This window comes from Pseudoduganella sp. RAF19, assembly GCF_052114165.1.
GTDB lineage: Bacteria > Pseudomonadota > Gammaproteobacteria > Burkholderiales > Burkholderiaceae_D > Rugamonas.
Genome location: NZ_JBFREF010000005.1, coordinates 516554 through 541824 on the forward strand (window position 1 = coordinate 516554; position 25271 = coordinate 541824).

The 25271-nt window shown below is 57.8% G+C and carries 31 protein-coding genes; 21 read left to right on the plus strand and 10 right to left on the minus strand.

Translation table 11 applies throughout. The features are described 5' to 3' along the window. Positions 1-10: 10 nt before the first annotated feature. From AB4Z19_RS15560 to AB4Z19_RS15650, 19 genes are all read left to right on the plus strand, one after another. Positions 11-475: a hypothetical protein gene (locus AB4Z19_RS15560; protein ID WP_441928286.1), complete on the plus strand. Its 465-nt coding sequence runs from the start codon at positions 11-13 to the stop codon at positions 473-475. A gap of 4 nt (positions 476-479) precedes the next feature. Beyond that, positions 480-929, plus strand: a complete 450-nt coding sequence (locus AB4Z19_RS15565; RefSeq protein WP_441928288.1) for a hypothetical protein — start codon at positions 480-482, stop codon at positions 927-929. Further along, on the plus strand, positions 929-1405 hold the full coding sequence (locus AB4Z19_RS15570) for a hypothetical protein (RefSeq protein ID WP_441928290.1): 477 nt from the start codon (positions 929-931) through the stop codon (positions 1403-1405). The genes AB4Z19_RS15565 and AB4Z19_RS15570 overlap by 1 nt, the downstream gene beginning before the upstream one ends. Positions 1406-1407: 2 nt before the next feature. Next, entirely contained in the window at positions 1408-2697 is a 1290-nt protein-coding gene (locus tag AB4Z19_RS15575; RefSeq protein ID WP_441928292.1) for a hypothetical protein, read from the plus strand. Then, positions 2694-3254: a head-tail connector protein gene (locus tag AB4Z19_RS15580; protein WP_441928294.1), complete on the plus strand. Its 561-nt coding sequence runs from the start codon at positions 2694-2696 to the stop codon at positions 3252-3254. The genes AB4Z19_RS15575 and AB4Z19_RS15580 overlap by 4 nt, the downstream gene beginning before the upstream one ends. Next, on the plus strand, positions 3251-3571 hold the full coding sequence (locus AB4Z19_RS15585) for a phage head closure protein (protein ID WP_441928295.1): 321 nt from the start codon (positions 3251-3253) through the stop codon (positions 3569-3571). The genes AB4Z19_RS15580 and AB4Z19_RS15585 overlap by 4 nt, the downstream gene beginning before the upstream one ends. After that, entirely contained in the window at positions 3568-4104 is a 537-nt protein-coding gene (locus tag AB4Z19_RS15590; protein WP_441928297.1) for an HK97 gp10 family phage protein, read from the plus strand. Before AB4Z19_RS15585 ends, AB4Z19_RS15590 begins: the two co-directional genes overlap by 4 nt. Beyond that, positions 4088-4447, plus strand: a complete 360-nt coding sequence (gene gp17 / locus AB4Z19_RS15595) for a tail completion protein gp17 (protein ID WP_441928299.1) — start codon at positions 4088-4090, stop codon at positions 4445-4447. The genes AB4Z19_RS15590 and gp17 overlap by 17 nt, the downstream gene beginning before the upstream one ends. 98 nt (positions 4448-4545) lie before the next feature. Then, positions 4546-5187 (plus strand): phage tail tube protein, encoded by a 642-nt coding sequence (locus tag AB4Z19_RS15600; protein ID WP_441928300.1) that lies wholly within the window; start codon positions 4546-4548, stop codon positions 5185-5187. Positions 5188-5288: 101 nt separating this feature from the next. Then, positions 5289-5729, plus strand: coding sequence for a phage tail assembly chaperone (locus AB4Z19_RS15605; protein ID WP_441928302.1), 441 nt, complete (start codon positions 5289-5291; stop codon positions 5727-5729). Between the two features lie 65 nt (positions 5730-5794). Beyond that, positions 5795-6046 (plus strand): DUF1799 domain-containing protein, encoded by a 252-nt coding sequence (locus AB4Z19_RS15610; protein ID WP_441928303.1) that lies wholly within the window; start codon positions 5795-5797, stop codon positions 6044-6046. Between the two features lie 2 nt (positions 6047-6048). Further along, complete coding sequence (locus AB4Z19_RS15615) at positions 6049-10755, plus strand: phage tail length tape measure family protein (RefSeq protein ID WP_441928305.1); 4707 nt, start codon at positions 6049-6051, stop codon at positions 10753-10755. Positions 10756-10766: 11 nt separating this feature from the next. Continuing rightward, a complete protein-coding gene (locus AB4Z19_RS15620) occupies positions 10767-11708 on the plus strand; it encodes a hypothetical protein (RefSeq protein WP_441928307.1) in 942 nt (313 codons plus the stop codon). After that, positions 11708-13669: a hypothetical protein gene (locus AB4Z19_RS15625; protein WP_441928308.1), complete on the plus strand. Its 1962-nt coding sequence runs from the start codon at positions 11708-11710 to the stop codon at positions 13667-13669. The genes AB4Z19_RS15620 and AB4Z19_RS15625 overlap by 1 nt, the downstream gene beginning before the upstream one ends. Beyond that, positions 13666-14010 (plus strand): hypothetical protein, encoded by a 345-nt coding sequence (locus AB4Z19_RS15630; RefSeq protein WP_441928310.1) that lies wholly within the window; start codon positions 13666-13668, stop codon positions 14008-14010. Before AB4Z19_RS15625 ends, AB4Z19_RS15630 begins: the two co-directional genes overlap by 4 nt. Further along, the gene (locus AB4Z19_RS15635) at positions 14010-14492 is read left to right on the plus strand and encodes a hypothetical protein (RefSeq protein WP_441928311.1); all 483 of its coding nucleotides are present in this window, start codon (positions 14010-14012) and stop codon (positions 14490-14492) included. The genes AB4Z19_RS15630 and AB4Z19_RS15635 overlap by 1 nt, the downstream gene beginning before the upstream one ends. A gap of 8 nt (positions 14493-14500) precedes the next feature. Further along, positions 14501-14926 (plus strand): hypothetical protein, encoded by a 426-nt coding sequence (locus tag AB4Z19_RS15640; protein WP_441928312.1) that lies wholly within the window; start codon positions 14501-14503, stop codon positions 14924-14926. Continuing rightward, a complete protein-coding gene (locus AB4Z19_RS15645; RefSeq protein WP_441928313.1) occupies positions 14923-15360 on the plus strand; it encodes a D-Ala-D-Ala carboxypeptidase family metallohydrolase in 438 nt (145 codons plus the stop codon). The genes AB4Z19_RS15640 and AB4Z19_RS15645 overlap by 4 nt, the downstream gene beginning before the upstream one ends. Beyond that, a complete protein-coding gene (locus tag AB4Z19_RS15650) occupies positions 15357-15836 on the plus strand; it encodes a hypothetical protein (protein ID WP_441928315.1) in 480 nt (159 codons plus the stop codon). The genes AB4Z19_RS15645 and AB4Z19_RS15650 overlap by 4 nt, the downstream gene beginning before the upstream one ends. Before the next feature lie 12 nt (positions 15837-15848). On the opposite strand, the gene AB4Z19_RS15655 is transcribed toward AB4Z19_RS15650, so the two are convergent. From AB4Z19_RS15655 to AB4Z19_RS15665, 3 genes are all read right to left on the minus strand, one after another. After that, positions 15849-16118, minus strand: coding sequence for a hypothetical protein (locus AB4Z19_RS15655; RefSeq protein WP_441928316.1), 270 nt, complete (start codon positions 16116-16118; stop codon positions 15849-15851). 496 nt (positions 16119-16614) lie between these two features. After that, complete coding sequence (locus AB4Z19_RS15660; protein ID WP_442030301.1) at positions 16615-16866, minus strand: hypothetical protein; 252 nt, start codon at positions 16864-16866, stop codon at positions 16615-16617. Further along, positions 16863-17630 carry a hypothetical protein gene (locus AB4Z19_RS15665; protein ID WP_442035576.1) on the minus strand — a complete coding sequence of 256 codons (768 nt, stop codon included), beginning with the start codon at positions 17628-17630 and terminating at the stop codon, positions 16863-16865. The genes AB4Z19_RS15660 and AB4Z19_RS15665 overlap by 4 nt, the downstream gene beginning before the upstream one ends. A 108-nt stretch (positions 17631-17738) precedes the next feature. On the opposite strand from AB4Z19_RS15665, the gene AB4Z19_RS15670 reads away from it, so the two are divergent. After that, positions 17739-19055, plus strand: a complete 1317-nt coding sequence (locus AB4Z19_RS15670) for a HEPN/Toprim-associated domain-containing protein (protein WP_442026866.1) — start codon at positions 17739-17741, stop codon at positions 19053-19055. Positions 19056-19105: 50 nt separating this feature from the next. Here AB4Z19_RS15670 and AB4Z19_RS15675 read toward each other — a convergent pair whose 3' ends face one another. The 6 genes from AB4Z19_RS15675 to AB4Z19_RS15700 form a co-directional block, all read right to left on the minus strand. After that, the gene (locus AB4Z19_RS15675; RefSeq protein WP_442026867.1) at positions 19106-20269 is read right to left on the minus strand and encodes an Arm DNA-binding domain-containing protein; all 1164 of its coding nucleotides are present in this window, start codon (positions 20267-20269) and stop codon (positions 19106-19108) included. After that, positions 20248-20460, minus strand: coding sequence for an excisionase (locus tag AB4Z19_RS15680; RefSeq protein ID WP_442026869.1), 213 nt, complete (start codon positions 20458-20460; stop codon positions 20248-20250). Before AB4Z19_RS15680 ends, AB4Z19_RS15675 begins: the two co-directional genes overlap by 22 nt. Beyond that, the gene (locus tag AB4Z19_RS15685; protein WP_442026871.1) at positions 20457-20966 is read right to left on the minus strand and encodes a hypothetical protein; all 510 of its coding nucleotides are present in this window, start codon (positions 20964-20966) and stop codon (positions 20457-20459) included. The genes AB4Z19_RS15680 and AB4Z19_RS15685 overlap by 4 nt, the downstream gene beginning before the upstream one ends. A 116-nt stretch (positions 20967-21082) precedes the next feature. Next, entirely contained in the window at positions 21083-23326 is a 2244-nt protein-coding gene (locus tag AB4Z19_RS15690) for a ParB/RepB/Spo0J family partition protein (RefSeq protein WP_442035577.1), read from the minus strand. Positions 23327-23340: 14 nt separating this feature from the next. Continuing rightward, on the minus strand, positions 23341-23856 hold the full coding sequence (locus AB4Z19_RS15695; protein ID WP_442026873.1) for a hypothetical protein: 516 nt from the start codon (positions 23854-23856) through the stop codon (positions 23341-23343). Between the two features lie 288 nt (positions 23857-24144). Beyond that, a complete protein-coding gene (locus AB4Z19_RS15700) occupies positions 24145-24420 on the minus strand; it encodes a hypothetical protein (protein WP_442035578.1) in 276 nt (91 codons plus the stop codon). Positions 24421-24520: 100 nt separating this feature from the next. Here AB4Z19_RS15700 and AB4Z19_RS15705 point away from each other — a divergent pair, with 100 nt between their 5' ends. Continuing rightward, positions 24521-24769 (plus strand): Arc family DNA-binding protein, encoded by a 249-nt coding sequence (locus tag AB4Z19_RS15705; protein WP_442028893.1) that lies wholly within the window; start codon positions 24521-24523, stop codon positions 24767-24769. 4 nt (positions 24770-24773) lie between these two features. On the opposite strand, the gene AB4Z19_RS15710 is transcribed toward AB4Z19_RS15705, so the two are convergent. Next, on the minus strand, positions 24774-25265 hold the full coding sequence (locus AB4Z19_RS15710) for a helix-turn-helix transcriptional regulator (RefSeq protein WP_442028889.1): 492 nt from the start codon (positions 25263-25265) through the stop codon (positions 24774-24776). Positions 25266-25271 lie beyond the last annotated feature (6 nt).

Genomic DNA, 25271 nt, shown 5'->3' on the forward strand with positions numbered 1-25271 from the left:
GGAGCTGGCCATGGCCGCAGGCGTTTTCATTATTCCTGACAAAGCTAAACTGAATATCGCCAACGCCACGGCGATCCTGTCCCTGAACACTGCCAACTTCCGCGCCGCTCTGGTTTCCTCGGCGTGGACACCGGCCAACAGTACCGACGAAGTGTGGGCAGATGTCTCCGCCAACGAAATCGCCAATGGCAACGGTTACAGCACTGGCGGCGGCGCGCTGACAGGCGTGACGCTCAACCAGTCGGGCGGAACAGTCAAGTTCACGTGCAGTAATTTCATTTGGACGGCGTCGGGCGGTTCTATTCCCGCCTGGCGCCGGTTGGTGTTGTACTACCTTGGCACCGTGAACGGCAAGGTCAATCCATTGTTGGCGCACGCCCTGGGCGATGCCACGCCAGCCGATGTCCCCGCGACCACTGCAACCAATACCTTGACGTTCGCCCCGAACGCCTCCGGCATCCTGACTCTGGTGTAAGCGAATGAGCCCGGAACAGCTGAACACCCTTCGCACTGAGCTGCACACCGATCCCAATGGCATCGGGTATGCGCAGTGGTTGCCTGCCTCGCCCGGTACCGTTGCTGATCTGCTGAATGCGCAGACGCAAAGCATGGTGAAAGCGCTTCGCACGACTACCGCAAAGGCTTGGGCTGCTACCGGCCCGTATGCGGCAATCGTGGACGCTTCGAACAGCCCCAATCACCCCTGCCGCGCGTCGTGTTTGGTAATCCGAGACGCGTTCATGGCCGGCGACATGATTCACGTCGAACTGCCGGAAATGCAGGAGATGTTTGCAGGCTGGGTAACCGCGAGCCTTATTACGCCGGCCCAGCACGACGACCTGATGGCGCGTGCGACGCAGGCGGCCAGCCGCGCCGAAATGCTTGGTCTTCCGTTTGTAACCATCCCTGATGTTCAGGAGGGACAATAATGGCAATTCAATACGGAGCAGCAACCGCGCTGACCATGACTGCCGGTTCCCTCGGCGTGGGCGCTAGCCGATCGTCAGCTGCGGTTTCGACCGACACAACGAAAAATGTCGTCGGCATCATGCTTGAGGTGTCGATTCTGACCACCGCCACCGCGCCTTCGGGGAACAAGCAGGTCGTGGTGTACGGCTATAAATCGACTGACGGAACAAATTTCAGTGGTGCTTCGGGCACGGCTGACGATGTGGACGGCACCGACAAGGCGCTCACAGCGTTGGGTTCGCCTTCGAATCTCGTCCAACTCGGCACGATTCAACTTAATCAGGGTGCCAATTCGCGTACTATTCGTGGCGAGCTCGAGCTTTCTGGCCCGTTTGGTTGCGTGCCGCCCAAATGGGGCGTCGTTCTGTTCAATGACGCTGGCACCGCATTGGGCGCCACCGTCACAGCGCAGTATCGCGAAATTTATTACACCTGATCGTGACAGATCTTCTGTTGAAGCGGCGGGCCTGGCGCCAGCCGCAAGGTGCATTGCAGGTCGATTGGGGAAATCCCATTGCGCAAGGGCTGTGTCTTGTTGCGCTCAACGGACAGAACCTATCGGCCCTTGGTGTTATCGGTGGCAAACAGGTTACCTTTCCGTATGCATCGGGCAGCAGTCAGGTCGTTAATAGTCAGGGTGTTGCCAGCCAAGCCACCAACTATCTTTACGACACTGGCGCCACCGGGATTGTCGGCAACAATTATTCGCTGCTTGTAGTAGGTAATTGCACCAGCACATCGGCAATTCAGAACGCGGTCGATGATGACGTCGATACAGGCTCGCCACGCTGTTTCCAGTTCCGTGTCAATGCCGGCAAGGCCGAACTGATTACGTTCGATACAAGCTCCAACCCGTATTTCGCTACTGCACCAGCGATGTCTGCGACAAAGCTGGCGAGTGGTTTTGTGATCGGGGCAGCGGTAGCTGGTAACAGTATCGCTGTTTATCAGGGCGGGACGAAGACCGCCAATACGGCGGCCGGTACTCAGAGGGTGCCGTCGGGCAGCTTCCGTCTCGGAGGACACAAAGGGTCGGGCGGCTCCTCGTGGGGAACTGGCGGACTTAACCTTGTTCTTGGCTGGAATCGCACGCTGTCCGACACGGAAATGCAGTCGCTCGCCGACAATCCTTGGCAGCTATTCCGTCTTCAGTCCATGCGCTTGCAACTGTCCGCGGCTGGCACGAACACAAATATCTCACCTGGTGTCGCTGTGCTGGCCTTGACGGGCTACGCGCCAAGTCTTACTCAAACGGATAACAGGGTAGTGACTCCCGCGCCGGCAGGCCTAACCCTTACGGGTTATGCACCGTCGTTCGGACAGACAAGTAATCAAATCGTTGCACCGGGCGCGGCTGCGTTGAATATTGTTGGCTTCGCGCCGAGCATCACGCAAAGCGGCGGTGTCACGATTACACCTGGCACAGCGACGTTATCGATTGCTGGGTACGCCCCCACCTTTGCCCAACCGAAGACGATTTCGCCCGGCGCGGCCAGCCTGACCCTGTCCGGCTTCGCACCATCGATCACGCAAACTGCGGCGCAGTATGTTTCGCCCGGCGCTGCTGTGCTGATGTTGACCGGCTACGCTCCGACGATTACGCAAAGTTCGCAATACGCCCGCGCGCCAGCAGGTGCTGGCTATTCGCCTGGCCGCGACGAGGCCACCAGCCGACCAGAGGCATCAGGTGGCGGACGGCAAGCCGCAACACAAAGGAATCAACGATGACGGTACGGCTGATCACACCTCCTGCAGCGCTGGCCCTGAGCCTCGCTGACGCGAAGGACGCTCTGAAGATCGACACGGATGATCAAGATCCAATGGTTGCGGCATGGGTGGCGGGTATCGTCGCGCATGCCGAGCACTATACGGGACGGGCATTCATTAACCAGGCCTGGCGTGTCACCCTCGACAGCTTCCCTGATGCGATCGAGCTTCCTCATCCCCCCATCGCTACTGTCACGCAGCTTCGGTTTATGCCTACTTCGGGCACCATGCAGACGCTCGATCCAGCTGACTATGTGCTGGACGCTTCCAGCGAACCGGGTTATGTCGTGCCTGCGCGCGGCAAGGCTTGGCCTGCTACGTATGCCGAAATCAACACTGTATCCGTGGACTACACCTGCGGGTATGGCGCCGATGATACGGCGGTTCCGGCCGGGATCAAGTTGTACCTGATTGCCAAGTTGCGCGAGCAGTATGACCCTGCGATTCGCGCGGAGCAGGTAACGATACAAGGCTGTTACATCGACCGTCTTTTGGACAGATATGTGGTGTACGCATGAACTTGCCGATGCAGTTGCGCCATAAAGTGCAGATCCAGGAGCGCTCCGCCAGTACAGACGATTTTGGGCAGCCGCTGGAAAGCTGGAACACCATCGCCAGTCCATGGGCTGATATCCGGAACTTGAACGGTCTGGAGACGGTCAAGGGTGGCGCCGACACATCCGTGGTACGGGCCTCGATCCGCATCCGGTACCGGACGGGCTTGTCCGCTGCGATGCGTGTAGTGCACGGAGCAACGACGTACCAGATCAACGCGGTGCTTCCTGAGGAGCAGGGCAGGGTCTTTCTGGATTTAGCGTGCGAGGTGATCGAGTGAGCTTCCTCAAGGTTGATCTTGGCGGCCTTCGTAGCATGCTGGATGAAATGGGCGATGCATCAATAGCGGCAGCCCGCCCGGTAGCTCAGGCTGTCGCCCAAGTCTTATACGACGAGGTAAAGCGCAACGTCCAGTCTATCGGCCGCAAGACAGGCAACTTGGATAATGCTATTTATCAGGCGTTCTCCCAAGCCAACAGTGGTCCTGGCCATGCGACATATCACGTCAGCTGGAATCCTCGTAAGGCACCCCACGGTTATTTGATCGAATTCGGGTACATCCAGCGATACAAGGCCTACATCGGCAAAGACGGAAGGTGGCATACAGCCATTCGGCGATCGATGCGAGGTCAACGGAAACCATCGCGAAGAGCATCGCAAGAAGTCAAGGACGCGTACTACGTCCCGCTCGCGACGCCCAGGCAGGTACCAGCCAGATCATTTTTGCGCGCGGCTCAATCGAAATTCCCCGCTGCCATGGCGGTAGCGGAGGCGAAGCTCTTGGAGATCATCAATCGTGGCACTCGAAGCTAAGCTCACGGCAATTCTTAAGGGGATCTGCCCGCGCACTTTCCCCAACTTTGCTGACGCCGGAACTGCGCGACCGTATGTGACGTACCAGCAGATCGGCGGCGACGTTATCGTCCTGCTTGGACGCGCGGTCCCTAATGTTGAGAACGCCGAAATCCAGATCAATGTCTGGTCGAACACTTGCGCGGAAGCGAAGGCGACAATTCAGCAAATTGAATCTGCTCTGATCCTGGCCTCCGAATTCACGGCCAAGCCGCGCGCAGCACCAGCTTCGGACTTCGATAGCAATATCCCGATCTATTGCAGCAGGCAAGACTTCACGATTTGGTGCGACAAGAGCACCTGATTTACCCGGTTCGCCGAGCGAACCAATCTTTCTGCCCGTAACAGGGCGTCACCAGCCGCCATGTGCGGCTTTTTTTTCGTCCATAGAAAGGGCCACCCATGGCGTACTACTTCGCGGAGGGCAGTCAACAGCAGTTCTCCAATACCTTTGCTTCGGCAAAAACCATCACCGCGCTGACCAATGCAAATCCAGCCGTGGCGACCAGCAACGCGCACGGTTACACAACCGGCGACGAGATTCTGCTGACGTCCGGCTGGGAAGATGCAACCAACACGGTATGGACGGTGACCGTCATTGACGCAAACTCGTTCAGCATCAACGGCCTGGATGCTTCCAACACCAGCTTCTTCCCGTCGGGGAGTGGCACGGGTAGCGCCCAGAAAATCACCGGCTGGACGACGATCCCGCAGGTGCTGACTATTGGTGGATCTGGCGGTGACCCACGCTTCACCGACGTGGCGCCGCTCGCCAAGCGCAACGCTATCAAGATCCCAACCGGATTCAATGCGACCAGTCTCACGCTGTCGCTGGCACACGATGCTCAGAACGCCAACTACAAGTCGATGGTCGGCATCAGTCGCACACTGTCCACGGTTGCATTCAAACAGATCATCTCCGGCGGCGCCGTTCAGTATGGCTACGGCTATATGAGCGTTTCCGAGCAACCGAAGCTGAATAACAACCAGGTCAACACCGTTGACGCGGCCTTCTCCTTCCTGGGCCGCACGATCTCCTACTAAACCGGCGCAAGCCACTACCAGAGCACCGGCCGGCTGCTGTCGCCTTCGCGGGCGCGGCGGCTGGCACGGGCATTTATATCCTCCCGCGAAAGGAACACATCATGGCAAAAGTCATCCTTGGCAAACCACCCAAAGCAATCTCCAAAGAGCTGACATTCCCAATGCTCGACGGCACCACGGGCAGCATTAAGGTCACGTATAAATACCGGACCCGCACCGAGTTTGGTACCTTCGTTGACAGCATGATCGACGTCATCAAACAGGAAAGCGAAGCGGCCATTGCGGCCGCACGCGAAAAGGCGAAGGACAAGGCGGACGACGCCGTGCAGTCGATCGACCTGGGCGTGTCGGAAACCGAAATCAACGCCAAGAAGGCGCAACGCCAAGCTGACTTCATCATGGGCTGCGTAGAAGAGTGGAATCTCGACATCCCGTTTGACCTCGAAGCCGTGGAGCAGCTGGTCGATGAACTGCCGCTCGCAGCCACCACCATTATCGCGGCATACCGCGAGGCGATGACCGAAGGCCGTTTGGGAAACTAAAGCAGGCGGCGGCGACGTTCTACGAACCGGCCAAGCCGAAGGAAGCTAACCCATTCCTCGCGGCCATGGCCGCCGCCCAGGCCGACGCAAGCGGGTTCGAGGTGTGGCCAGAAAACTGGCCAGTCTTTCACCTGTTTTGCCAGCTTCAGACCCAATGGCGAGCCGGATCGAGTGGGTTACTGGGGCTCGACTACAACGTCCTCTATCACAAGTTAGATCGCATGGATCTTCCTCTTACTGAGTACGAACAGTGGGAGGCGGATGTATGTGCCATGGAATTCGCCGCACTTGAAGCGATGCAGGAACAAAGGGAGTAGGCATGAACGAAGAACGGCGCGTCCAACTCGTTGCTGAACTTGATACGACGCGCACGCGCGAAGGCTTTCAGGAAATCGGCCAGCAAGCCAGCACCATGGCCAACGCCGTTTCTTCGGCGGGTGAACGTGCACAGCGCGCGGTCAGCTCTATCGGCAGTGGCGCTGACCAGTCTGCGGAGAAGGTGGAAGCCGCTCAGCGCAACCTGATTGGCTCGATTCAGCGCACGACGGCCGCAATGCAGGCCGGCAGCCGGACCAGTGCCGAATACTATGAAACGCTCGCTCGCCAACGCGGCGTTGATCCTGCGGCCCTGACGCCGTACCTGAATCAGCTGCGCGCGATCGAATCCCAGACGCGTAGCGTTGGTGTATCTGCAGCCCAGACTGCAGCAGCATTACGCGGCGTGCCGGCGCAGTTCACCGACATCATCACATCCTTGCAAGGCGGTCAGAACCCGCTTACCGTCATTCTCCAGCAGGGCGGCCAGCTGCGCGATATGTTCGGCTCCGCCGGTGCGGCCGCGCGCGCTCTCGGCGGCTACGTTGTCGGACTAATCAATCCGTTCACGCTCGCTGCAGCGGCAGCTGCTGCTCTGGCGGTCGCATATCACGAGGGTAGCAAAGAGGCGGATGCTTATGCCAAAGCGCTGATTTTGACCGGAAACGCGGCGGGATCTACCGCAGATCAGTTGTCGGAGATGTCCCGACAGATTCGCGCATCGGGTGTGTCCACGCGCGGCGCTGCGGCTGAAGCACTGGCGGCTCTGGCTGGCACCGGAAAGGTCGGCTCCGATAATCTTCAAAACTTCGCCACCGTAGCCGTCAAGGTGCAAAAATCAATCGGCCAGAGCGTACAGGACACCGCAAAGGACTTCGCGGAGCTGAATAATTCGCCCCTTCGCGCTACAGAAAAACTCAACGAGCAACTGAATTACTTGACGGAGTCCACGTATAAGCAGATCAAGACCCTTCAGGACCTCGGCAAGCAGGATGAAGCTGGAGAAGTGGCTCAGAAAGCCTATGCAGACGCGCTTGCCAGCCGCGCCGACAGGATCAAAGCGAGCCTAGGGACGTTAGAAAAATCCTGGGCCGGGGTTAAAGACTGGGCGAAGTCCGCATGGGATGCCATGCTGGATGTCGGTCGCGAAGACACGATGCAGGAAAAGCTGGACAAGGTGCAAGCGCGTATTGCTGCGCGCACGCCTAAGGCGACGCAAAAGTCGCTATTTGGTGGCGGTACAGGCTTTGATTCCAGCGCTTCGAACCTGTCAGCCTCGCAGGGGTTGGACGATCTACGCACGGATGCATCTGACCTTTCCAAGCGCATTGCGTCGCAACAGATCCTGGCGATGATCGAGGCCAACGAAGTGAAGTCGCAACAGGCCAAGACGGAATGGGACAAGGTTGTCGAGGGTAATCTAACTCGGCGAACCCTGATGGAGAGGGAACTTGAGGCCATCGAGAACAAAGGGATAGCTGCGGGTAAAGAAAAAGCAGAAATTCTCACAGAACAAAACAAGGCTCGCCAAAAATATTCCGACATCTTCAATGATGGCATTAATAGCCAGATTGAAGCGATCAAGCGCCGAGGTGCTGTTGAGGACGAGGTGGCAAAGCGCTCGCTGGATGCTCTCAATACCTATAAGACCGCTGGCATCACGAATGAGCGCGAATACATCCAAGCCACGGAGGAATTGGATCAAGCCGCTTTCGCCAGGGAGAAAGCTCGCCTGCAAGAAGAGCTGAAACTAACGGCAGGCAAGCAGAACAGTCAGAAGGACCAGGCTGCACTTCGCGGGCAAATTGCAGCTTTGGACGAGAAATCACTGAGCCGCCGCCTACAGTATGAGAACGAGCTATTTGCCCTGGAAGTGAAGGAAACACGCCAGGCGGCAAATAACTACGCCGATCTGATTGCTAAGCGGGACGATTACAACGAAAGCCTACTTAAGCAGATTCGTGGTCAGCAGGACTCGAATGCTCAGATTGGCATGTCGAGCCAGCAAATAGCCGATCTGAACGTTGCTTTGGCGGAGGAGGCTGCGCGCCGCGAGGACGTGCAAGCGGCAATTCTGGACACCACCGCTGGTCGCGAACAGGAGGCAGATAAGCTTCGCCTGACGGCCTCTCGCATCCGGGAGCTTGCAAAGGCCCAACGCGATGGCCTGCTGAAGCAGGAAGATTTCGATCGCCAAAAAACGTTCTGGACCTCTGTTGATGACGCTGCACGCCAGGCGTTCCTATCAATCGGCGAAGGCGGCAAGTCGGTCGCCCAGCGGCTGCGCGACAGCTTCAAGAGCATTTTCTTCGACTGGCTGTATCAGATGACGGTCAAGAAGTGGATCATTAATATCGGCACGAGCCTGGGCGTTCCCGCTGGCGTCTTCGGCAGTACCGCAAATGCAGCCAACGTCATCCCTGGAGCCGATGGCGGCAGTGCGCTTGGCCAGATCGGCTCGATTGCTAGTATCGCCAACAGCGCGAAGAACCTGTACAGCCTGATCACTGCTGGCGTGGGAACTACGATCGGCGGCGGCATCGCATCGATTGGTTCTACGTTGGGCATTCAGTCGTTGCAAGGCTTTGGTATGGGGCTGTCCGGCGGAGGCGGTATCGCCGCACAAGGATCGGCTCTGCTGCCTGGCTTCAGCTCCGGCGCCGCAATCGCTCCCTATCTCGGCCCTGCGCTGGGCATTGCAGGTGGCGTCGGTATCGGTCAGTTGATTTCCGGCCGCTATTCGGCGATTGGCAATAACAGCCTTACCGCAACCGCCATCGGTACTGCAATCGGCACGTTCCTGCTGCCCGGCCTTGGGAGCATTGTTGGCGGCGCTATTGGCGGCCTGGTGAACCGTGCATTTGGTCGCGGCCCGAAAGAGACGACCGCCAGCGGCGTTACTGGCACCTTCAGCGGCGATACTTTCACCGGCCAGCAGTTCGCAGACTGGATTCAAAAGGGCGGCTGGTTCCGTTCGGACAAGACCGGTACCGACGTTTCTAGCCTGACTGCGGACCAGCAAACGGCCTTCGATACCGCCTTCAAGGCTATCAAGGATTCCACCAAGTCCTACGCTGAAGCTTTGGGTGTGTCCACCGACGTCATCACTGGCTACAGCAAGCAGATCAAGCTGACCCTGACGCAGGACCAGGCTGAAAATGAAAAGCTGATCGCAGACATGTTCGCTGGCATTGGCAACGAGTTGGCGAATGCGCTCGTTCCAAACCTGTCAGAGTTTAGTCAGGCTGGAGAAGCAGCTAGCGTAACGTTACAGCGCGTTACTGGCGATTTTGTGGCGGTCGGCGCATCCCTGGCCGCGATTGGTGTGGACGCGGACAAGGCCTTCGGCGCCGTCGGTGTCGCATCTCTATCCGCTCGCGAAAAGCTGATTGCTTTGGCGGGCGGGATTGACAGTCTGGTCAACCAGACTGCGTACTTTGCTCAGAATTTCCTTACCGACGCTCAGCGGATTGCGCCCGTACAGAAGCAAGTGACGGACGCGCTCGCGGCACTGGGCTACTCCAGTCTGACGACGGTGGACCAGTTCCGCGACGCGGTGCTGGACCTGACGAGTTCCGGCGCACTGGCGACCGAAGCGGGCCAGAAGGCTTATGAGGGGCTACTCGCTATTGCGCCGCAGTTTAAGCAGGTGGCGGACTACCTGGATCAGGTCAAGAAATCTGCGGACGACTTGGCTGCGCAGCAGGCACAGCAGGCTGTGCAATTGGCCCAGCAGTTGGCCGATGCGTTCAGCGCTGCGAAATCGGTGGCTCAGAATGCATTCAGCGCCCTCAGTAGTGCGGTGGATCGAGAACGAGCAGCGATCGCCAGCCGCTATAGCGGAATAGTTGGATCGTTGTCCACTGCTATAGACGGATTGGGGCAGTCGATATCGCGCACCAAGGACATTATTGCTCTCACCAAGGATGCTATCCAGACCTTTGCACTGCCAGGTCAAGAAACACAAGTTGGGACTGATGCCCGCCGGCGCCTTGCGGACATCGCCCATGGCTCCTCCCTTCCCGATATCGATGTTATCCGGCAGGCGATTGCGGGTGCCACGCAGGTTAATCCGGAGGACTTCGCCAGTCAGTTTGATCTGGTCAAGGCGACGTCGCAAACCCGCAATGATCTGCTGGCTATTCAAGACTCTGCAGGCCGTCAACTCACTGGTGAAGAGCATTCGCTCGCGGTGGTGCAGCAATGGAAATCTGAGTACGAGACACAGCAGACGGCGGAGCTGGATGCGCTGAACAGCCAGCTGGAGCGAGCGCAGGCGCAGATTGACGCGATTAACGGCGTGAACACTTCGGTGCTCACTGTACGCGACGCACTCACGGCCTTTGCGTCATCCATCAGTAACGCCGTTTCAGCACAGTCAGCGGTTGGTGGTGGCGGTGCGGCCTCCGGGATCGCAAGTACGAGCACAACTCCAGCAAAAGCAGCGAATCCAGATAGTTTCGTCACATCGTTCTGGGAGAACACTGCGCTTGATTTCGCTCGCAACGGCGCCATTGGAGGAGCGATTGTCAGTGCGCCGTCGCGGGCGGTTAGTCCTGAAGTGTCGAACACGATGCAGGGTGTAGAGAAGCGCCTCGATTCGTTGGAACAAGCTCTGACCAGCGGAATGATGAATATTGCCGCGCATACGAAGAGCACGGCCGATACGCTCGACCAGTTCAACCTGCAAGGCTTGCCTGCCGAGCGATAAGGAACCCAAGTATGACTTTGCGCGTTATCCGGCCAGCCTTCGCAAACGTGGAGGCTGTATTTCCAAAACTTGTTTCGTCGGATTTTGTGGAGACGTTTGATGGCGCGCTGTGGAGCAATGCCGTTGCATACGCGGTAGGGCAGCGCGCCTATGTTTCAGGGAGCGTGCACAAACTTTATGAGTGCCTGGTCGCGAATACGAACCAGAATCCGCCGAGCACTATTGCGGGTGCTACGACAGGAACAATTTACTGGGCTGAGGTGACCTATACGAACCCCTACCGGATGTTCGATACGGTCAATTCCAGTGTGAGCACTGCGACTGGGCCATCCGCAAAATCCGTTGTTTTCGATCCGGGACGCATCAACTCCATCTTCATCGGAAATATCGATGGGGTGACCAGCATCGATGTAGCCGTGTCGCAGGGAGCAACTACGGTATATAGCCGCACCGTAAGTCTCGCATCATCCAATGTCGTGGATTGGTATGACTACTGGTTCGAACCGATCCTGATGCAGAACTCCATGGCCTTGTTCGACCTTCCGCCGATTGGTGTCGCGAGGGTGACGCTGACGTTTCACGGCGGCGGGACGATGACGGTAGGGACGGTTCAGTGCGGATTGTCACGCGAGATGGGCGAAGTCCAATGGCAACCGAGCGTCCGGCATCTGGACTTCTCCACCTACAAGCAGGACACGTTCGGCAACATCAAGATCACGCCGCGTGTTCCAGCGCTGGTGGTGCAAGCAAAGGTCTTTGTGCCTCGCCTCAATGGCTCGTTTGACGATGTGAACCGGCAGATGGCCGATTTGACTGGCCAGATTGTCACCTGGTCGTTCCAGGGCGACAAGTACCCATCCATGAACATACTTGGCTTCAAAAATGACTTCGATCACGTGCTCGATTCGTCGGCGGGGTCCTTCTTCAATCTTAAAGTGCAAGGGCTGATTTGATGACCTACCCATTGACCCCCGTTACCGCCTTTACGGGCCTGACCAAGCCATCGCGCACCGATCCGGCTACTTTCCCCGATCGGGCTGATGCCTGGGTAGACGCTGAAGGCAATGCACAGGACCAGTTCAATGTGTTAGCCGGGCAGGTGAACGCGATGGCAGGTGGCGCAAACACGGATGCAGGGGCTGCCAGTGCAAGCGCGGCGGCCGCAGCGGCATCGGTTACGGCGGCAGCAGCACAAGTCGCATTGGCACAGGCGGCAGCGAACGCGGCCTCGTCCACCGCGAATGCGCTGCCTTTCAATGCTGCCACGAACTATGCCCAATATGGGGCGGCGCTCTCTTTGCTGAATCTTCGGACCTATCGTCGCAACACCGCAGGCAGCAGTCCGACCGATCCCGCTATCGATCCGACTAATTGGTCACCAGCCGTCCCTGGTACCACGCTGATTACTGCAACAGGTACATTGGCGGAGAATCATTATATTTACAGCGCCGATGTGTCGGTAACGATGCCAGATTTCTCGGTGGCGAAGCAGTTTTCGTTGACCACGCCGAGCAACCTCCCGACGCTCACCAACAACCCGACCACTTCGGATGGGTGGACGGTTAATCTCGGATTCTCAGCCGGGTCAACCAAGACAGCGGCACCATTGGCGTTCGGGTCACCTCACGGGTGGTGGGGAAGTCTGACTATGACGCCGCCTCTCAACGGGACATCGGCGGCGGTCGGCTCTGGATCGTTGTCGGTCATAGCGTCTGTTGCGCTGTCGGCAACCTGCCATGTCTATGTGCTGCTTGAGTCTGTCACGCCAGGGATGTATGCGATCGCGGTCGATCCTACGACCGGATTGTGGGGCGCTCCAGTAACGCTTGCCGCAACTAGCGGATCGGGCTGGATTTATGCGGTCTCTTCCACGTCGTTCGTTTACGTGGGGGCAGGCGGACAGTTCGCCCGAGCTGGAAGCCTCTCTGGAACAACCATCACCCTGGGAGCAAGCCAAGCGCTTAGCGCGAACCCGACTGACGCGCCAATACAGCTTACGGCAACGACATATCTGGTATCGGTCGGTGCCGCGACAAACAACCTGTTTGTTCTATCCGTGAGTGGCACGACTATTTCACTCGGTACGGCAGTCACAGCGCAGTCAGCAGCAAATGCCGGCGTTCGGCTGGCGCCGATATCGCCAACAGCTGCGATCATTGCGTATGCCACGGCTGGAACTTCGCCTACTTCGCTCACTGCACGAGTAGTTTCTATTAGCGGCACCACGTTGACGCTCAACACTGCGGCTGTGTCGGCAACGAGCGTAATTCAGGGTAACACAAGCCCATTTGCAAGCTTGTTTACCGTGTCGGCTGGCGCGAGTTACATCTTCTGCGCCACGAATAGCACGAGCTCAAGTGATGGTAGTTGGTACGGCATTACGGTGTCAGGAACAACCGTCACGATCGGCACTGTATCAGTGCAAACCAGTGTTCTCTGGACCCGCTATCAGCGTTCCACCTTCATCTATCGCCATGGGACGATCGGTGCTGGCGGATCGAACTGGCTCTACGGCGCACTGGTCAACAGCACCACTGTATTGGGTTTGCTGGGTACTGGCGGATCGCTGATAGCGGTGTCCATCTCTGGTACGACGCTGACGTTTGGCGCAGTGTTTTCCTCTGGCTCGCCGCAGGGAATTCTGACCGATATCACAACTGGACTGAACCTATATTCAACGGGAACGGCAACCTATTCCAAGTTGTCGATTACAGGAACAACTATCTCGACTGCGTACACCTTGGCGTCCCAAGCGCTTGCGGTGTTTTCCGACTCATTATCGGACAAGGCAGTCAATTATGGCGGCACCTGGTACAGCTGGTCTGGCGTGCCAGCACTGTTCTTCCCGATCAGCACCACCAAATTCGCGAACGTTTCCTCCAACGTACTACGCTCTTATGGGAATTACTCATGACCGATGAAATAATTTATCCGGTAGGCTACGTCGATCCTTCGACGCTGCCGCGCCATATCACGAAGCTGGCGTTTCGCAATCGCTTTACCCAGGCTGAAAAAGTAGCCATAGAGATGGCTGCTCTAGATGATCCATCAGCCTCTCTGCCAGCGCGCCAGCAGTCCGCTGCGATCCGTGCGAGCCTGGCGGATTCAGCGGCGGCCAGTTACATTGACTTGAACCGCACGGATACCCGTGCTGGCGTGCAAGCGTTGGAGGACGGAGGCATTCTCGCCATGGGTCGCGCGCAGGAGATTCTAGACGCAGCGATCGCAGACGAAGAAAGGCCAAAGGGACCGTAATGGCCTTCCGCGCTTGCTTCTACAAGGGGGTGCACGCAGGCCTCCCTGGCATCTATAACCGTGTAGTGCAGTGGTGGACCAATTCCATTTATTCGCACATGGAGCTTCAGTTCTCCGATGGTTTATCCGCCTCCGCCTCATACATGGACGGTGGGGTAAGGTTCAAGCAAATCAACTACACCACGGACACCAACTGGGACTTTATTGATCTCCCTGAATGGATGGAGCCGGACGCCCGCAAGTATTTCGAAGATCGCGTCGGCTGGGGCTATGACCTGTTTGGCAATCTACATTTCGTGTGGTCGCCGATTCGTGGCGCGGTGCGCAAGATCTTTTGCTCCGAAGGCGGCGTAGAGGCGTGCGGCGTGGCAGTTGGTCAAGGCTTCCGCTTCAGCCCGGCGGACGCATTCGCCATGCTTTCCAGTCGCATGCTCGTCCAGTGCGGTCCCACTTTCGTCAATGTCCAATTCACCAAACCATGAAAGCAAATATGGCAATCGAAACTGCCGGCGTCGGAGCCGGGATCAAAATTTTTGGGCTACCCGTCTTGGCCGGCTCGGCGGCGGTGGCGCTGACGTTCCTGTTCATGTGGCCGAACAGTCGTCGCGAAGCATTCGTGCGCTTCCTGTCTACGATCCTGACATCGGCCATTCTCGGGCCGGTGCTGGTGATCGCGTTGCATGCTTGGTGGCCGACGCTATTTACGTCCGCGAAGGAAATGGCCGTGATGTATGGCATCGATCAGGCTCTCGGCATGCTGTTTGTTTCCGCGCCGATCATGGTTTTAGCAGGGTTGCCAGCGTGGTGGGTACTGGGAGCCATTGTGCTGTGGCTTGAGAAGCGCCGCGGCAAGGATATCGGCGAAATGGCGGAGGATGCAGCCGCGGTCGTCAAAAACGTGCGGAGCGGGCTATGAACCTCTCGGAACACTTCACTCTCGAAGAGATGGTCGCCTCGCAAATTGCGACGCGCCGCCGCCTGGATAATCGCCCAGGTCCACAGGAGCTGGCCAACCTGAAACGCGTGTGTGTGGTACTTGAGGAGGTGCGAGCACTCGTTGGGGCGCCGGTCACCGTCTCCAGCGGCTTCCGCTCGAAAGCGGTCAACCAGGCTGTGGGCGGCGCCGCGAACAGCGCACACTTGCTGGGATTGGCCGCCGACATCAATGTGCCGGGCATGGCCCCGAAGGCGCTGGCCAAGATGATCCTGGCCAGCAATATCCTGTTCGACCAGCTGATCTATGAAGGCACTTGGGTGCACATCGGCCTGTCGGAAGACAAGCCGCGCCGCGAGGTGCTGACGGCGAACTTCAATCCTGGCGGTGTGGTCTATTCGCGGGGGATTGCATGATGTTCATGGCTACGTTGTCACGTTACAAGCTGGTCGCCGAGATCATCGTCTTCGGCGCACTCGCAATCGGCGTTGTTTGGGGTATCCACGAATTTCTCGAACATGAGCGCGAGATCGGCCGCGCGGAAGTGCGCAAAGAGTGGAAAGAGCAGGAAGTTGCCGCAAAAGAGGCAAGCCGAATCCGCGAGACCGAATTACTCAAGCAACGCGACGACGCTGTCGCAAAAAGGGATGAACGTGAAATCACTATCCGCAATCTGGCCGCTGGCTCTAGCGCTGCTTCTCTCAGCCTGCGCGACACCCTCAACGCCATCAATACCGGCGTGCCCACGGCCACCATCGAAACCCTCCGTCAGTCAACCGCAACCCTCAGTACCGTACTCAACGAGTGCCAAGCAAGATATCGAGGACTGGCAGAAAAGGCTGATCGCCACGCCAATGACGCAAAAACCTTAGATGACGCTTGGCCGCAATGAAGTGCGTGCGGGTTAGCCTCCAGGGCGCTCGATATCAACCCTGATCGCATCAAACTCCCTGATGCATGCCAACTCATCCAATTCACGCCGCATCGCGTCGCCAATGATGCCGGGACCACCTCCAAGCGGCCCTACAGCCCGCAAGAACTGGTCTGCACGTAAAGCGACCGCGCGGAGCCTCGCGATTTCCCACAACAGCAGCGGAATGTCAGCGGCGTCGCGACGTGCTTTGATCTCACTCAGTTCGGTGCGAGTGAGGGATGGCTTGAAGGTTTGGCTCATGGTAGTTTTACTGTATGTATGCACAGTATATCTTCCGTAAAGGGTTGCGCCAAGGGCCGCGCACCGGCAGTGCCGACAGATACGGAAGCCAAGTCGATATTGAACGGCGATATGTCTCATGACATGTACTATTGAAAGTTGCCTGTCTCAATCAAATCAACGGGTTACAGAGCTTCAGTGGCCTGATCTATAGTACACATAGATGTACATAACCATTTGATTTCTTTGGCTTTTGTGTCTCAGAAGAGTACCGGTTCATAGCCTATCGGGGGTTCGAATCCCCCTCTCTCCGCCAAGATACGCGTAAGTGATTGATTCGCTTACAGAAAAAGCCAGCTTAGATAGCTGGCTTTTTTACTTTTTCGCCCCACCTTTTCTCGCGCAGGGATACTTTGGGGATAAATCACGTTTTCCCCTCGCTTCCCCTTCGTTCCCTCCTTGCTTCTCAGGCAATAAAAAAGCCGACTTTCGCCGGCTTTTTTGAGGATGTCGCTGCTCAGCGTCGATGGAGCTTATATTCAGGAATGCGGATGCGCGATTGGCCGAAGACTTTGCTTACGCCTCCCAGTTCGGAAACGGGCTTGGCATCCTTTTCAAAGCGCACGACGACCGTGCGGCCGGTGGTTTTGACTGGCGCAGCAGACGAGTCCGCAGTTTTCAGCTCATCGCTGCTCTTGGCGCGGCGCGACGCAGCATCGCTCTTGTACCTTAGTACCCAGCGTGCATCTTTTGCGTTTTTGTCATTCATTGCCACTCCTCGCCAAACGTGTTGTCCAAATAGTCTACCAGAACCTGCCAGCTGCGGCTGTTTGCCGTCAAGTCAAAGCGCATTTCGGTTGGGCGCCCATGAGCTTCCCACCACGCCGGATCGAGAGCGACGACGTCCAAGACCGAGCGGCAATAGCGGAAGCGAGCATCGCGGTTCAGGTCCCCCTCGGCCAGCTGAGCGTCAAAGCCAAACTTCGGCCACACCTGGTAGCCGACTAAGTCATCCTCATCCAGTTCAGCTGGGCCATAGCCCCGGCCGGCGGCGAAGAGCGTGACCTCTGCGAAGCCCAAGCGGTAGGCTGTACAGGCCAGCAGCGCAAACCCAACCGTACACAAGCGCTCCGGCGCATCGTGCGCCAGCATAATTCTGCTGAAATACAGGGCGTCGATGCGGACGCCGTCGCCCATCACGTCTCGATAGGCAACTACATCAACTTGCTCGTCCTGCTGGACGAAGTCATTGGTCGATCGAACGTGCATGCCCGCCGGCGTGCCATCTTGGCGCGCGGCGAGTCTGTCAAACGAAACGGTTGAGTAGTCCGGCGCCATGAACAGGCGTCCCACTTCGGCAGCGGACAACCGCAGACCATTCTCGCCCATGTCCGGCAGCAACAGACCTTCGATCGGGTTGCCTTGCAAGTCGTACAGCGCTCCGGTGAATAGGTCGCCCAAAGGTAGGGCCAACAGCTTCATTTCCAGGGGGCGAACAACGCGGTCGTAGTAATCAGTCTGCTCTGGCGTCATCAATGTCGTGGATTCTTGGGGTTGAAAATGGCAATCATACAGGCAGCTTGTAGAATGGCAATCGTCCAGACTAGCGGTCGAGGTCGAGATGCCGAATAATAGAGCGCTATGAGCACCCCAATTACATTGACGGTCGGCGAAATGACGCTGACGGAAAACGCACATTACATCGGCTGGGATCATGGCGAGCTCTTCCAGGAGGTGGATCGACAGCGAAGACCGCATCCCTGCATCAACTACGACTACTACGAGCAACATCCTGACCTAGATGTGTCGCAAAGCGAAATGTGTTTCTGTCGGCCTTTGCGCTTAATGGTTCAGCGTTTGGAAATGCTCGGGTATACGCTAGATGCAGTTAGGGCCGACTTCAACCGCGTCGTGGCGACCGATCTTGAAGAAAGCGCGGGAATCGAAGAGGTGGGTGGGCCGGTTAGGTCGGTTCCTATGGATTTCGACAGGTTCTTGGCGTTCATCCGGAAATACGCGGTAAGTGAGCTTAGCGACAAGTACATTGAGGACTACGACGTCGGGCACCTCGCGAAGAGTGGGGTTTTCGCGAGCGAGCCTGAACTTGAACAGCTGCCAGTCGGGAGTGTCTTTCGTGAGCGCGGCGGATATTCAGAGCGCAGTCACTTCGGGAATCTGATCGGATTTCTGAATCCGTACTCAATACTGCGGGTCCTTGCCGAAAACCCAGCCAACTTAGACCTGGAGGTAGTGTGGGACTATGGCAACTTCGTCGACGCAGGCTGGGCTAAGAATGACGACTTCGTCGCCGGTGCGCGTCGCACTCAAACGTACCTCATCGCGACTGAAGGTAAATCGGACACGCATATTTTGAAGCGGGCCATTGCGCTACTCCGGCCGGAAATTCAGGACTTCTTCCGATTTATGGATATTGAAGACCGACACCCGTTCTCGGGAACCGGCAACTTGGCTAAGTTTGCAGAGGGGCTCGTCAAGATCGACGTTCACAATCGTGTCGTGTTTCTCTTCGATAATGATGCGGAGGGGCTTGATGCTTACCTTAGTCTAAAGCGTTTCTCATTCCCCGCGAATATGCGCGCTATGGTGCTTCCTGATATTGATGACTTCCGCTTCTTTCCGGCGCGGGGGCCGGAAGGTGTTGTGAACGCCGACATCAACGGGCGGGCTGCTGCGATCGAGTGCTACTTGGACCTGCGGTTGCATAATCGCAAGCCAGCGCAGGTGACTTGGACCAACTACAAAGACAAGCTGGACAGATACCACGGGGCGCTAGATTTCAAGGAAAGCTACTCGGATGCGTTCTACGCTGCAACAGCAGAGGCCATTGCCTCGAATGAATACGACGTTGGCAAGCTGAGGGTCGTGCTGAGCGCACTTGAGCGCCAGTGCGTACAGCTAGCCGAGCAGATGCTGCCAGTCGTACAGAGCTACAGCTGATTCGCTACACTGCCCCGGCCGCTGAGTTGGTAGGCGGCCGGGGGCGTAAGTTACGCGGCGAGCGGCAAGGCGCTCTTGATCGCAGCCTGTATTTTTGCCATCTCCCGATCGTCGTTCTGGCCGTCGATCCACTTGGCGTAGACCCGGAAGAACATCTCCAGGCTGTGGCCCAGCTGGCGGGCCATGAATGCCGGGTTGGCGCCGGCCATGAGCCCGATGGTGGCGTAGGTGTGGCGCGAGTTGTATGCGCGGCGATGGCGGATGCCGAGGCGCTTGAGCGTGGTCGTCCACCAAGTGGCGCCGGTGATGCGGTGATACAACCAGGGCTCGTTGTAGTACGGGTCGTGGAACACCTTGCCGCTGGTCGTGAACTTGCGCTGGGCGATCAATGCTGCCAGCGCTTCGTGCGTGAGCTTGACGATGCGGCGCGTCGATGTCTTGGTCGAGTCCTGCTCCTCGTCGTACACGACAACTACTTCGACCAGAACTTCGCCTTTGTTCAGGTCCACGTTCGACCAGTCCAGCGCGATCGCTTCTGACGTGCGCAAGCCCGAGAAGAATTGGAACTGGACATAGTTCAGGACTTGCACGCTGTAGTGCTCGCCGATGCTGGTCAGGATCTTCTGCACCTCGCGTAGTGAGAACGGATCGGGATCGGCGGCCTGCACCAACGCATACTCTAGCCCACTGCACGGGTTGTCCTTGATCTGCTTGTCGCGCACGGCGAGGTCAAACACGCTGCGGATGATCGACAGCTGGTTGTTGCGACTCTTGTTGCTCTTCCAGGTGCCTTGCTTCAGGGCGTGCTTAATGTCGGAATGGACGATCAGCTTGATTGGCTTGTTCGGGATATGCTTCTTCCAGAAGTTGTCCTTCTGCTGGCGGTACATCTTCTTCGTGGAAGGCTTGTGCTCGAGCAGGTCGCACCAACGGTCGATAAGATCGAAGAACGGCTCGTCCCCCGTCTTCGCCTTCGGTGCTGGCGCGGTGGTGGAGTCTGGGAACGTGGCCCTGTAATCGAAGGTGCCCAAGCGGATCTGGTCGCGCACCTCGGCGACCAGGCGTGAAGCGTACTTCACGTTTGCCGGCGTGGGCTCCAGCATGGAGCCGTCCATGCGTACGGTTTCCTTGCACTGTCTGCCGTCGAACGTGAAGTACACGCGGATGCTGTTGTCGCGGACTTCAACGCCGCTCAGTTTTGCTGCTCGACCCACTTGTAATACTCCTGGAGGTTCATGGTGATGCGGCCGTCAGGGGCCTTGCGGTAGTGCTTGCCGTTGATCCATACGCCGTCTTCCACTTTGCGGCGCACGGCTTTCTCGGTATAGCCGGTGAGGGCGGAAAACATTGGGATCAGCATCCACTGCAGGCCGATCGATTCCGCGTTTTGTGTCATGGTGGTCATGCGGTCACCTGGTTCTTCGCGTGAACTGCAGCGTAGTGGACGGGGTCGAGCCCGGCCCATTCCACGTCCTCGACTTCGGCTATGCGATACAGCGCATCCTTGCCCACTGACTTGACGATTTCGTCGTGCATGACGTCGCCATGCGCGCTGTGCGGGGCCAGTGCGCCGAGTGCGGCAATCACGCCGCGCATGAATTCGTCAGCGCATGGTGGCGTATGGTTCGCTAGTGTGGAGCTTGGTGCAGGGGGCGCTGTTAGGTCCGCCGCAAAGGAAGTAGCGAGTGCAATGACCGCCGCGCGTTCATCAATTCGCTGCAGGTTCTGATCAACCACGCCCCGTTCCTTTAGATCGAGCTTGGCGTGGACTAGCTGGTGCATTGGCATATAGCGATGCAGAGTGCGGATGATTTGATCGCCGGCCGTTAGTTCAGCGATGAGGTTGCGGATGACCAGTGGAGCAGACAGCGAGCTGGTCGATACGTTGGTGTGATTTTTAAAAGCGTTCATGTTTTGGCTGTGTTGGTTCTTGGCGGGCTATGCGGTCACCAGCAACACCAGGTAGGTGCTGCCGGCGGCGAGAATGGCGAACATCACCAGGTCGAGGACGAAGCCTTCTTTCATGGTCATGGGCGGTTCGGAGTCGGGAACGGCCACGCAGCTGCCGGCCTCAGGTCAGTCGCGATCTGTGCTGCTCGGTTCTTCCTCACCTTGATGGTGGGGCCGCTAGCGTCGGATGCCGCGTCCTCGCCTGCTACTGCCTTTGGCTTGAGTGAGAGGGTCTTGCGGTTGCCAGCTGGCTCCTGGGCTTCGCTTTCTGCTGTTTCCGGCGCAGAGGTATCCTCGGCTTGCAGTGCGGTCGCTTCGATCGGCTTGATATGCCAGCCGCCACGGTACATATAGCCTGCGCGGTCGCCTGCGGCTTCCAGCGTTGCTACCAGGTGCGGAGCCTGATCGATAATCAGGTCGGCCAGATCATCCAGGCGGCCAGGGTTGGCCTTGATGTAGGCCGTGAGAGCATCTTCCGTTTGCAGCGTCGTGAGGTCGATGCCTACCAATTCCTCCGCCCCCTCCTGTGTCGAACTGCTGGCGGCAGGTGCTGGCTCGTTCTTCGGCTTGGCCTTGGCGCGCTTTGCCGCTGGTGCCGCCGGCGCAAGGTTGATCTCCTTCTGCGCTGGTGCCTTCGCCTTTGTCTTCTTCGCCTTCGGCTTAGATTTCGCCGCCTCCTTTTCCTTGGCAGCTTGCACCAAGCCGGCGCGGATTGCTGGGGCGTCAATGCCGGCTTCCACGGCCGCCTTAAGCATGCGGGTCGGCTTTTCCCCGTGACCGCTGTACGTGTTGACGATCAAGTCGCGGGCGAAGGTCAGGTCGATGATGAGCTGGTGCACGTCGTCGATCGGCATTTGGCGGATGACGTCCTTGATCTTGTCCGACCCGTTCACCCACTTTTTGTTGAAGTAGCCGCTCTCGAACTCGCTGCCGGTCCAGCCATAGGTTTTGCGGATGAAGCCATCGGCCTCATTCGGGCAGCCGCTGAACAGAAGGACGGCGATTTCGTGCTTATCGTAGGGTGCTGGGCCGTGCTCTTGGTAGTGGCCACGCAGGGCGGTAAACAGGTCGCGGCGGTATTGGCGTTCGATCGCTGCATCCCGCTCCTGCTGCTTTTCTTTGGCCTTCGCTTTGGCAGCCTCGGCTGCCGGCGTCTTCCCTGCAGCGTCGGACTCCTGGGCGCGTTCCTCAAGGTCTTTCGTCTTTGCAGCTTCGATCAGCTTGCCGGGTTTGTTTGGATCTTCCACCAGCACGGTTTCCGGCAGGTTCTTGCCCAGCAGCTTGCGGTAGGTGGTCTCTTTTCCGCCAACATAGAACTTGGCATCCAGGGCGCTGTAGCCAGCGCTGAGGGAGTCGTTCCAGGAGCTGGTCTTGATCTTCTTCGCCGCGTCGCCGGTAACTACGGTCTTGCCGGCGTCCTCGGCTTTTTTGCGTGCGTTCGCTGCATGCGCTGCTTCCTTTTCACGGAAGCAGGACGGATCTGTGCAGACGTTTGCATTCTTGTCGCCGCCGTCGAAATCAGGTTGATTGCCGGAGCGCTTTGGGCACTCAACGCACGATCCAGCGATGTTGACCAGGTTGGAGTCCTTGATCGAGAACACGGCGCCTTTCAACTCAACCGTGTAGTTGGTGCGCAGGTGTTCGCGGACAGCTCGCACGGACATCCTGTTGCCGTAGTAATCCGGCTTGCTGACTTCCTCGGCAGCTTTGAGCTGCATTGCCGGCGTTGGCAATCGTGCCAGCTGTTCAGCGACGGATTCCTCGAATTTGTCGTCCAGGAACATGTCGCGGAGCTTGAGCGAAAGGCGGCACAACTTGAGCCGGTTATAGATGTAGGTGCGGCTCTTCTTCGTGTGCTCGATCAACTGATCGATGGTGTATCCGTGGTTGTGCATCAGGCCCTGATAGCCCTCTGCTTCTTCCAGTGGGTGAGGGTCTTCACGTTGGATGTTCTCCAATAGCTGGATAACGGCCGCCTGCTCGTCCGACAGCGCTTTGACGCGCACAGGAACGCGGGACAGGCCGGCTATGACGGCCGCGCGATATCGGCGCTCGCCGGCGACGATTTCGAAGCGCTGTGGCTGATCGGCAGTGGGCTTTACAGGGCGGATCAGCAGGTGCTGGAGAATGCCGTATTGGTTGACGTTCTCGGCCAGGCGCTGCAGAGCTTCCTCATTGAAGCGCTTCCGGTTCGTGAGCGAAATGCGAATGTCCCAGGTATCGACTTCCTGGTGGCCTTCGATAACCAGCTCGTCGACCACGATGACGCGGTCGGCGGGCATAGGGACAACGGGTGGTGCGAGTGCGACGAGTTTAGACATGGTGGGGCTCTCGATTAATCGCGGTCGTTCGCCGCGAGGGATTTGAAATCAGTGGTTGCAATGCGGCGAACTGGATGCTTGCGGGCATACGAGCGCAAGGCTCGACCAAGGCGCGGGTCATCCAGGGCGGCGTCCAGCGGCTTGGCTATCTGCAGAGCGCGGTGAGCGGCGACTAAGGTGGGGCGGTCGGGTTCTGCTGGCATAACCGTGATGCCGCAAGGGGCGTCCCCGGCGCGCTGCGCAGCGGCATCGGCTGCACTGGCTGCGTCGGATGCGTGCGTCTGGAACATCGTTATGCCGGCGCTGGTGCGGACTTTCACGTTGAACTCATGCACGAGCTGATCGTGGGCTGCAAGGGCGACGCGCAAGTCGTCGGCGGTGTCGCCGCGCATGCCTGCAAAGCCGGCTTCTACCAGCAACTCAGTGGCGTTCGCCGCGGCGATCTGCAAATTCTTCATGCTGGCGACCAGTGCTGCGGCATGATCGCTGAAGTTGTCGTTGGCGGCGATAGATGGGAGAGGCGCGCTCACTTGCACACCTCCTGCATCGTGGGCGAGCCGTGTGCAGACGTCTGCACACGCTGTACCGATGGGGCAAGGTTGCGCGCCTTGATGTAGTCATGGCCCTTGAGTCCCGCGAAGGGATCGGGCCGGCTCGCGCGAATCCGAACTACTGGATTTTCGGCGAGTGCTTGCTCGTTGAAACCGCGTGGGTGGGATTCGGGTGAGACCATGTTTGCTCCTATCAAAGAATTGATACGAGCGGAGTATAGATAATCTATTCTTTGAAGTAAAGAAAAACTATACTTTAATGTAAAGTTACTCTAAATTCTCTCGAATTGTCACAACACTTGCGAGCTTCGCGACCTCCGACGCGAGCGAAGCGGCCAGCCATTTGGCATCGGACTTGATGTTTTCGTCCCATCCTTCGAAGTCGCCGGACATAAGCAGATGGTTTAGCGCTGCGAGCTGGGCCGCGCGTGTCTCCAGATAGTCGCCGATGCTCTCCTTCGCGACCACAATATCAACACCTGGCATTACGGAAATCGTGAAGGAAGCTATGGGTTGGCTGGGGATTGTGTTGTCATTTTGCATTGAGAGTTTCCAAGAAATAATTACGGAGTCCGCCATTATAGTGGGATGGCTTCACCGTGTAGCTATCACAGCGTTAGCCTATTCTCTACACTGCGCCTCTATGAGTAGAGACATTTCCCCATTTGGCCTTCGTATGCCTGCCGATTTGAAGGCTCTTCTCGAAAAATTTGCCCGTAGGAATGCCCGTTCTCTAAATTCAGAGATCGTAGGACGTTTAAACGAAAGCGTGGATGCTGCGCAACGGCCGCTGCGCAGCTATTCGGACGGTGAATTGATTAGGGAGCTGACTGACCGCTATGAGCGGGGGATGGTGTCTATCCGTATTGGACGGCCAGACGACGGGGCGTAGCTACTTACCTTGCCTTGGGCGGGCAAGTGTCCAGGAGCGCCATCACGGCGCTTTGAATGTGTGGCGGGACTTCGCGCTCTGCCAGCACTGTATTGATGTGATTCAGAAAAAACTCATAGCCAGGTGCAGATGCAAGTCGTACCTTGTCGCCGGCATTCGCCGAGCGCGTGGCATCCACATTCTGCTCCACTGACGCCGGCAGGGGATACCCGGTAATCTTGCTGATGGCCAGCATTTGCGCCAGGCTGGGTTGATGCTTGCCCAGCTCCCAGTGCGAAATATTCCCCTTAGTGTTTCCTCGGGTCGTCCGGAGTTCGAGCGCCAGTTTGGCGCCGAGCGCTTCGCCGGACAGGCCAGCGTGCTTGCGCGCGGTGCGAACCCAAGCTGCGATTTCATCTTTAATTTCCATTCCGTCATCGTATAGGTTTTCTAAACCTTTATGGGATAGAAAAACTTGACTTAAAGGTATAGAAAAACTAGACTTCGGGCTTGGCATACTTTC

Bases quoted from the DNA above. Each gene is read 5' to 3' on its own strand.
- AB4Z19_RS15560 (WP_441928286.1), top strand. From the start codon at position 11: ATGGCCGCAGGCGTTTTCATTATTCCTGACAAAGCTAAACTGAATATC.
- AB4Z19_RS15565 (WP_441928288.1), top strand. From the start codon at position 480: ATGAGCCCGGAACAGCTGAACACCCTTCGCACTGAGCTGCACACCGAT.
- AB4Z19_RS15570 (WP_441928290.1), top strand. From the start codon at position 929: ATGGCAATTCAATACGGAGCAGCAACCGCGCTGACCATGACTGCCGGT.
- AB4Z19_RS15580 (WP_441928294.1), top strand. From the start codon at position 2,694: ATGACGGTACGGCTGATCACACCTCCTGCAGCGCTGGCCCTGAGCCTC.
- AB4Z19_RS15585 (WP_441928295.1), top strand. From the start codon at position 3,251: ATGAACTTGCCGATGCAGTTGCGCCATAAAGTGCAGATCCAGGAGCGC.
- AB4Z19_RS15600 (WP_441928300.1), top strand. From the start codon at position 4,546: ATGGCGTACTACTTCGCGGAGGGCAGTCAACAGCAGTTCTCCAATACC.
- AB4Z19_RS15605 (WP_441928302.1), top strand. From the start codon at position 5,289: ATGGCAAAAGTCATCCTTGGCAAACCACCCAAAGCAATCTCCAAAGAG.
- AB4Z19_RS15610 (WP_441928303.1), top strand. From the start codon at position 5,795: ATGGCCGCCGCCCAGGCCGACGCAAGCGGGTTCGAGGTGTGGCCAGAA.
- AB4Z19_RS15615 (WP_441928305.1), top strand. From the start codon at position 6,049: ATGAACGAAGAACGGCGCGTCCAACTCGTTGCTGAACTTGATACGACG.
- AB4Z19_RS15620 (WP_441928307.1), top strand. From the start codon at position 10,767: ATGACTTTGCGCGTTATCCGGCCAGCCTTCGCAAACGTGGAGGCTGTA.
- AB4Z19_RS15625 (WP_441928308.1), top strand. From the start codon at position 11,708: ATGACCTACCCATTGACCCCCGTTACCGCCTTTACGGGCCTGACCAAG.
- AB4Z19_RS15630 (WP_441928310.1), top strand. From the start codon at position 13,666: ATGACCGATGAAATAATTTATCCGGTAGGCTACGTCGATCCTTCGACG.
- AB4Z19_RS15635 (WP_441928311.1), top strand. From the start codon at position 14,010: ATGGCCTTCCGCGCTTGCTTCTACAAGGGGGTGCACGCAGGCCTCCCT.
- AB4Z19_RS15640 (WP_441928312.1), top strand. From the start codon at position 14,501: ATGGCAATCGAAACTGCCGGCGTCGGAGCCGGGATCAAAATTTTTGGG.
- AB4Z19_RS15645 (WP_441928313.1), top strand. From the start codon at position 14,923: ATGAACCTCTCGGAACACTTCACTCTCGAAGAGATGGTCGCCTCGCAA.
- AB4Z19_RS15650 (WP_441928315.1), top strand. From the start codon at position 15,357: ATGATGTTCATGGCTACGTTGTCACGTTACAAGCTGGTCGCCGAGATC.
- AB4Z19_RS15655 (WP_441928316.1), bottom strand. From the start codon at position 16,118: ATGAGCCAAACCTTCAAGCCATCCCTCACTCGCACCGAACTGAGTGAG.
- AB4Z19_RS15660 (WP_442030301.1), bottom strand. From the start codon at position 16,866: ATGAATGACAAAAACGCAAAAGATGCACGCTGGGTACTAAGGTACAAG.
- AB4Z19_RS15665 (WP_442035576.1), bottom strand. From the start codon at position 17,630: ATGACGCCAGAGCAGACTGATTACTACGACCGCGTTGTTCGCCCCCTG.
- AB4Z19_RS15670 (WP_442026866.1), top strand. From the start codon at position 17,739: ATGAGCACCCCAATTACATTGACGGTCGGCGAAATGACGCTGACGGAA.
- AB4Z19_RS15680 (WP_442026869.1), bottom strand. From the start codon at position 20,460: ATGACCACCATGACACAAAACGCGGAATCGATCGGCCTGCAGTGGATG.
- AB4Z19_RS15685 (WP_442026871.1), bottom strand. From the start codon at position 20,966: ATGAACGCTTTTAAAAATCACACCAACGTATCGACCAGCTCGCTGTCT.
- AB4Z19_RS15690 (WP_442035577.1), bottom strand. From the start codon at position 23,326: ATGTCTAAACTCGTCGCACTCGCACCACCCGTTGTCCCTATGCCCGCC.
- AB4Z19_RS15700 (WP_442035578.1), bottom strand. From the start codon at position 24,420: ATGCAAAATGACAACACAATCCCCAGCCAACCCATAGCTTCCTTCACG.
- AB4Z19_RS15705 (WP_442028893.1), top strand. From the start codon at position 24,521: ATGAGTAGAGACATTTCCCCATTTGGCCTTCGTATGCCTGCCGATTTG.
- AB4Z19_RS15710 (WP_442028889.1), bottom strand. From the start codon at position 25,265: ATGCCAAGCCCGAAGTCTAGTTTTTCTATACCTTTAAGTCAAGTTTTT.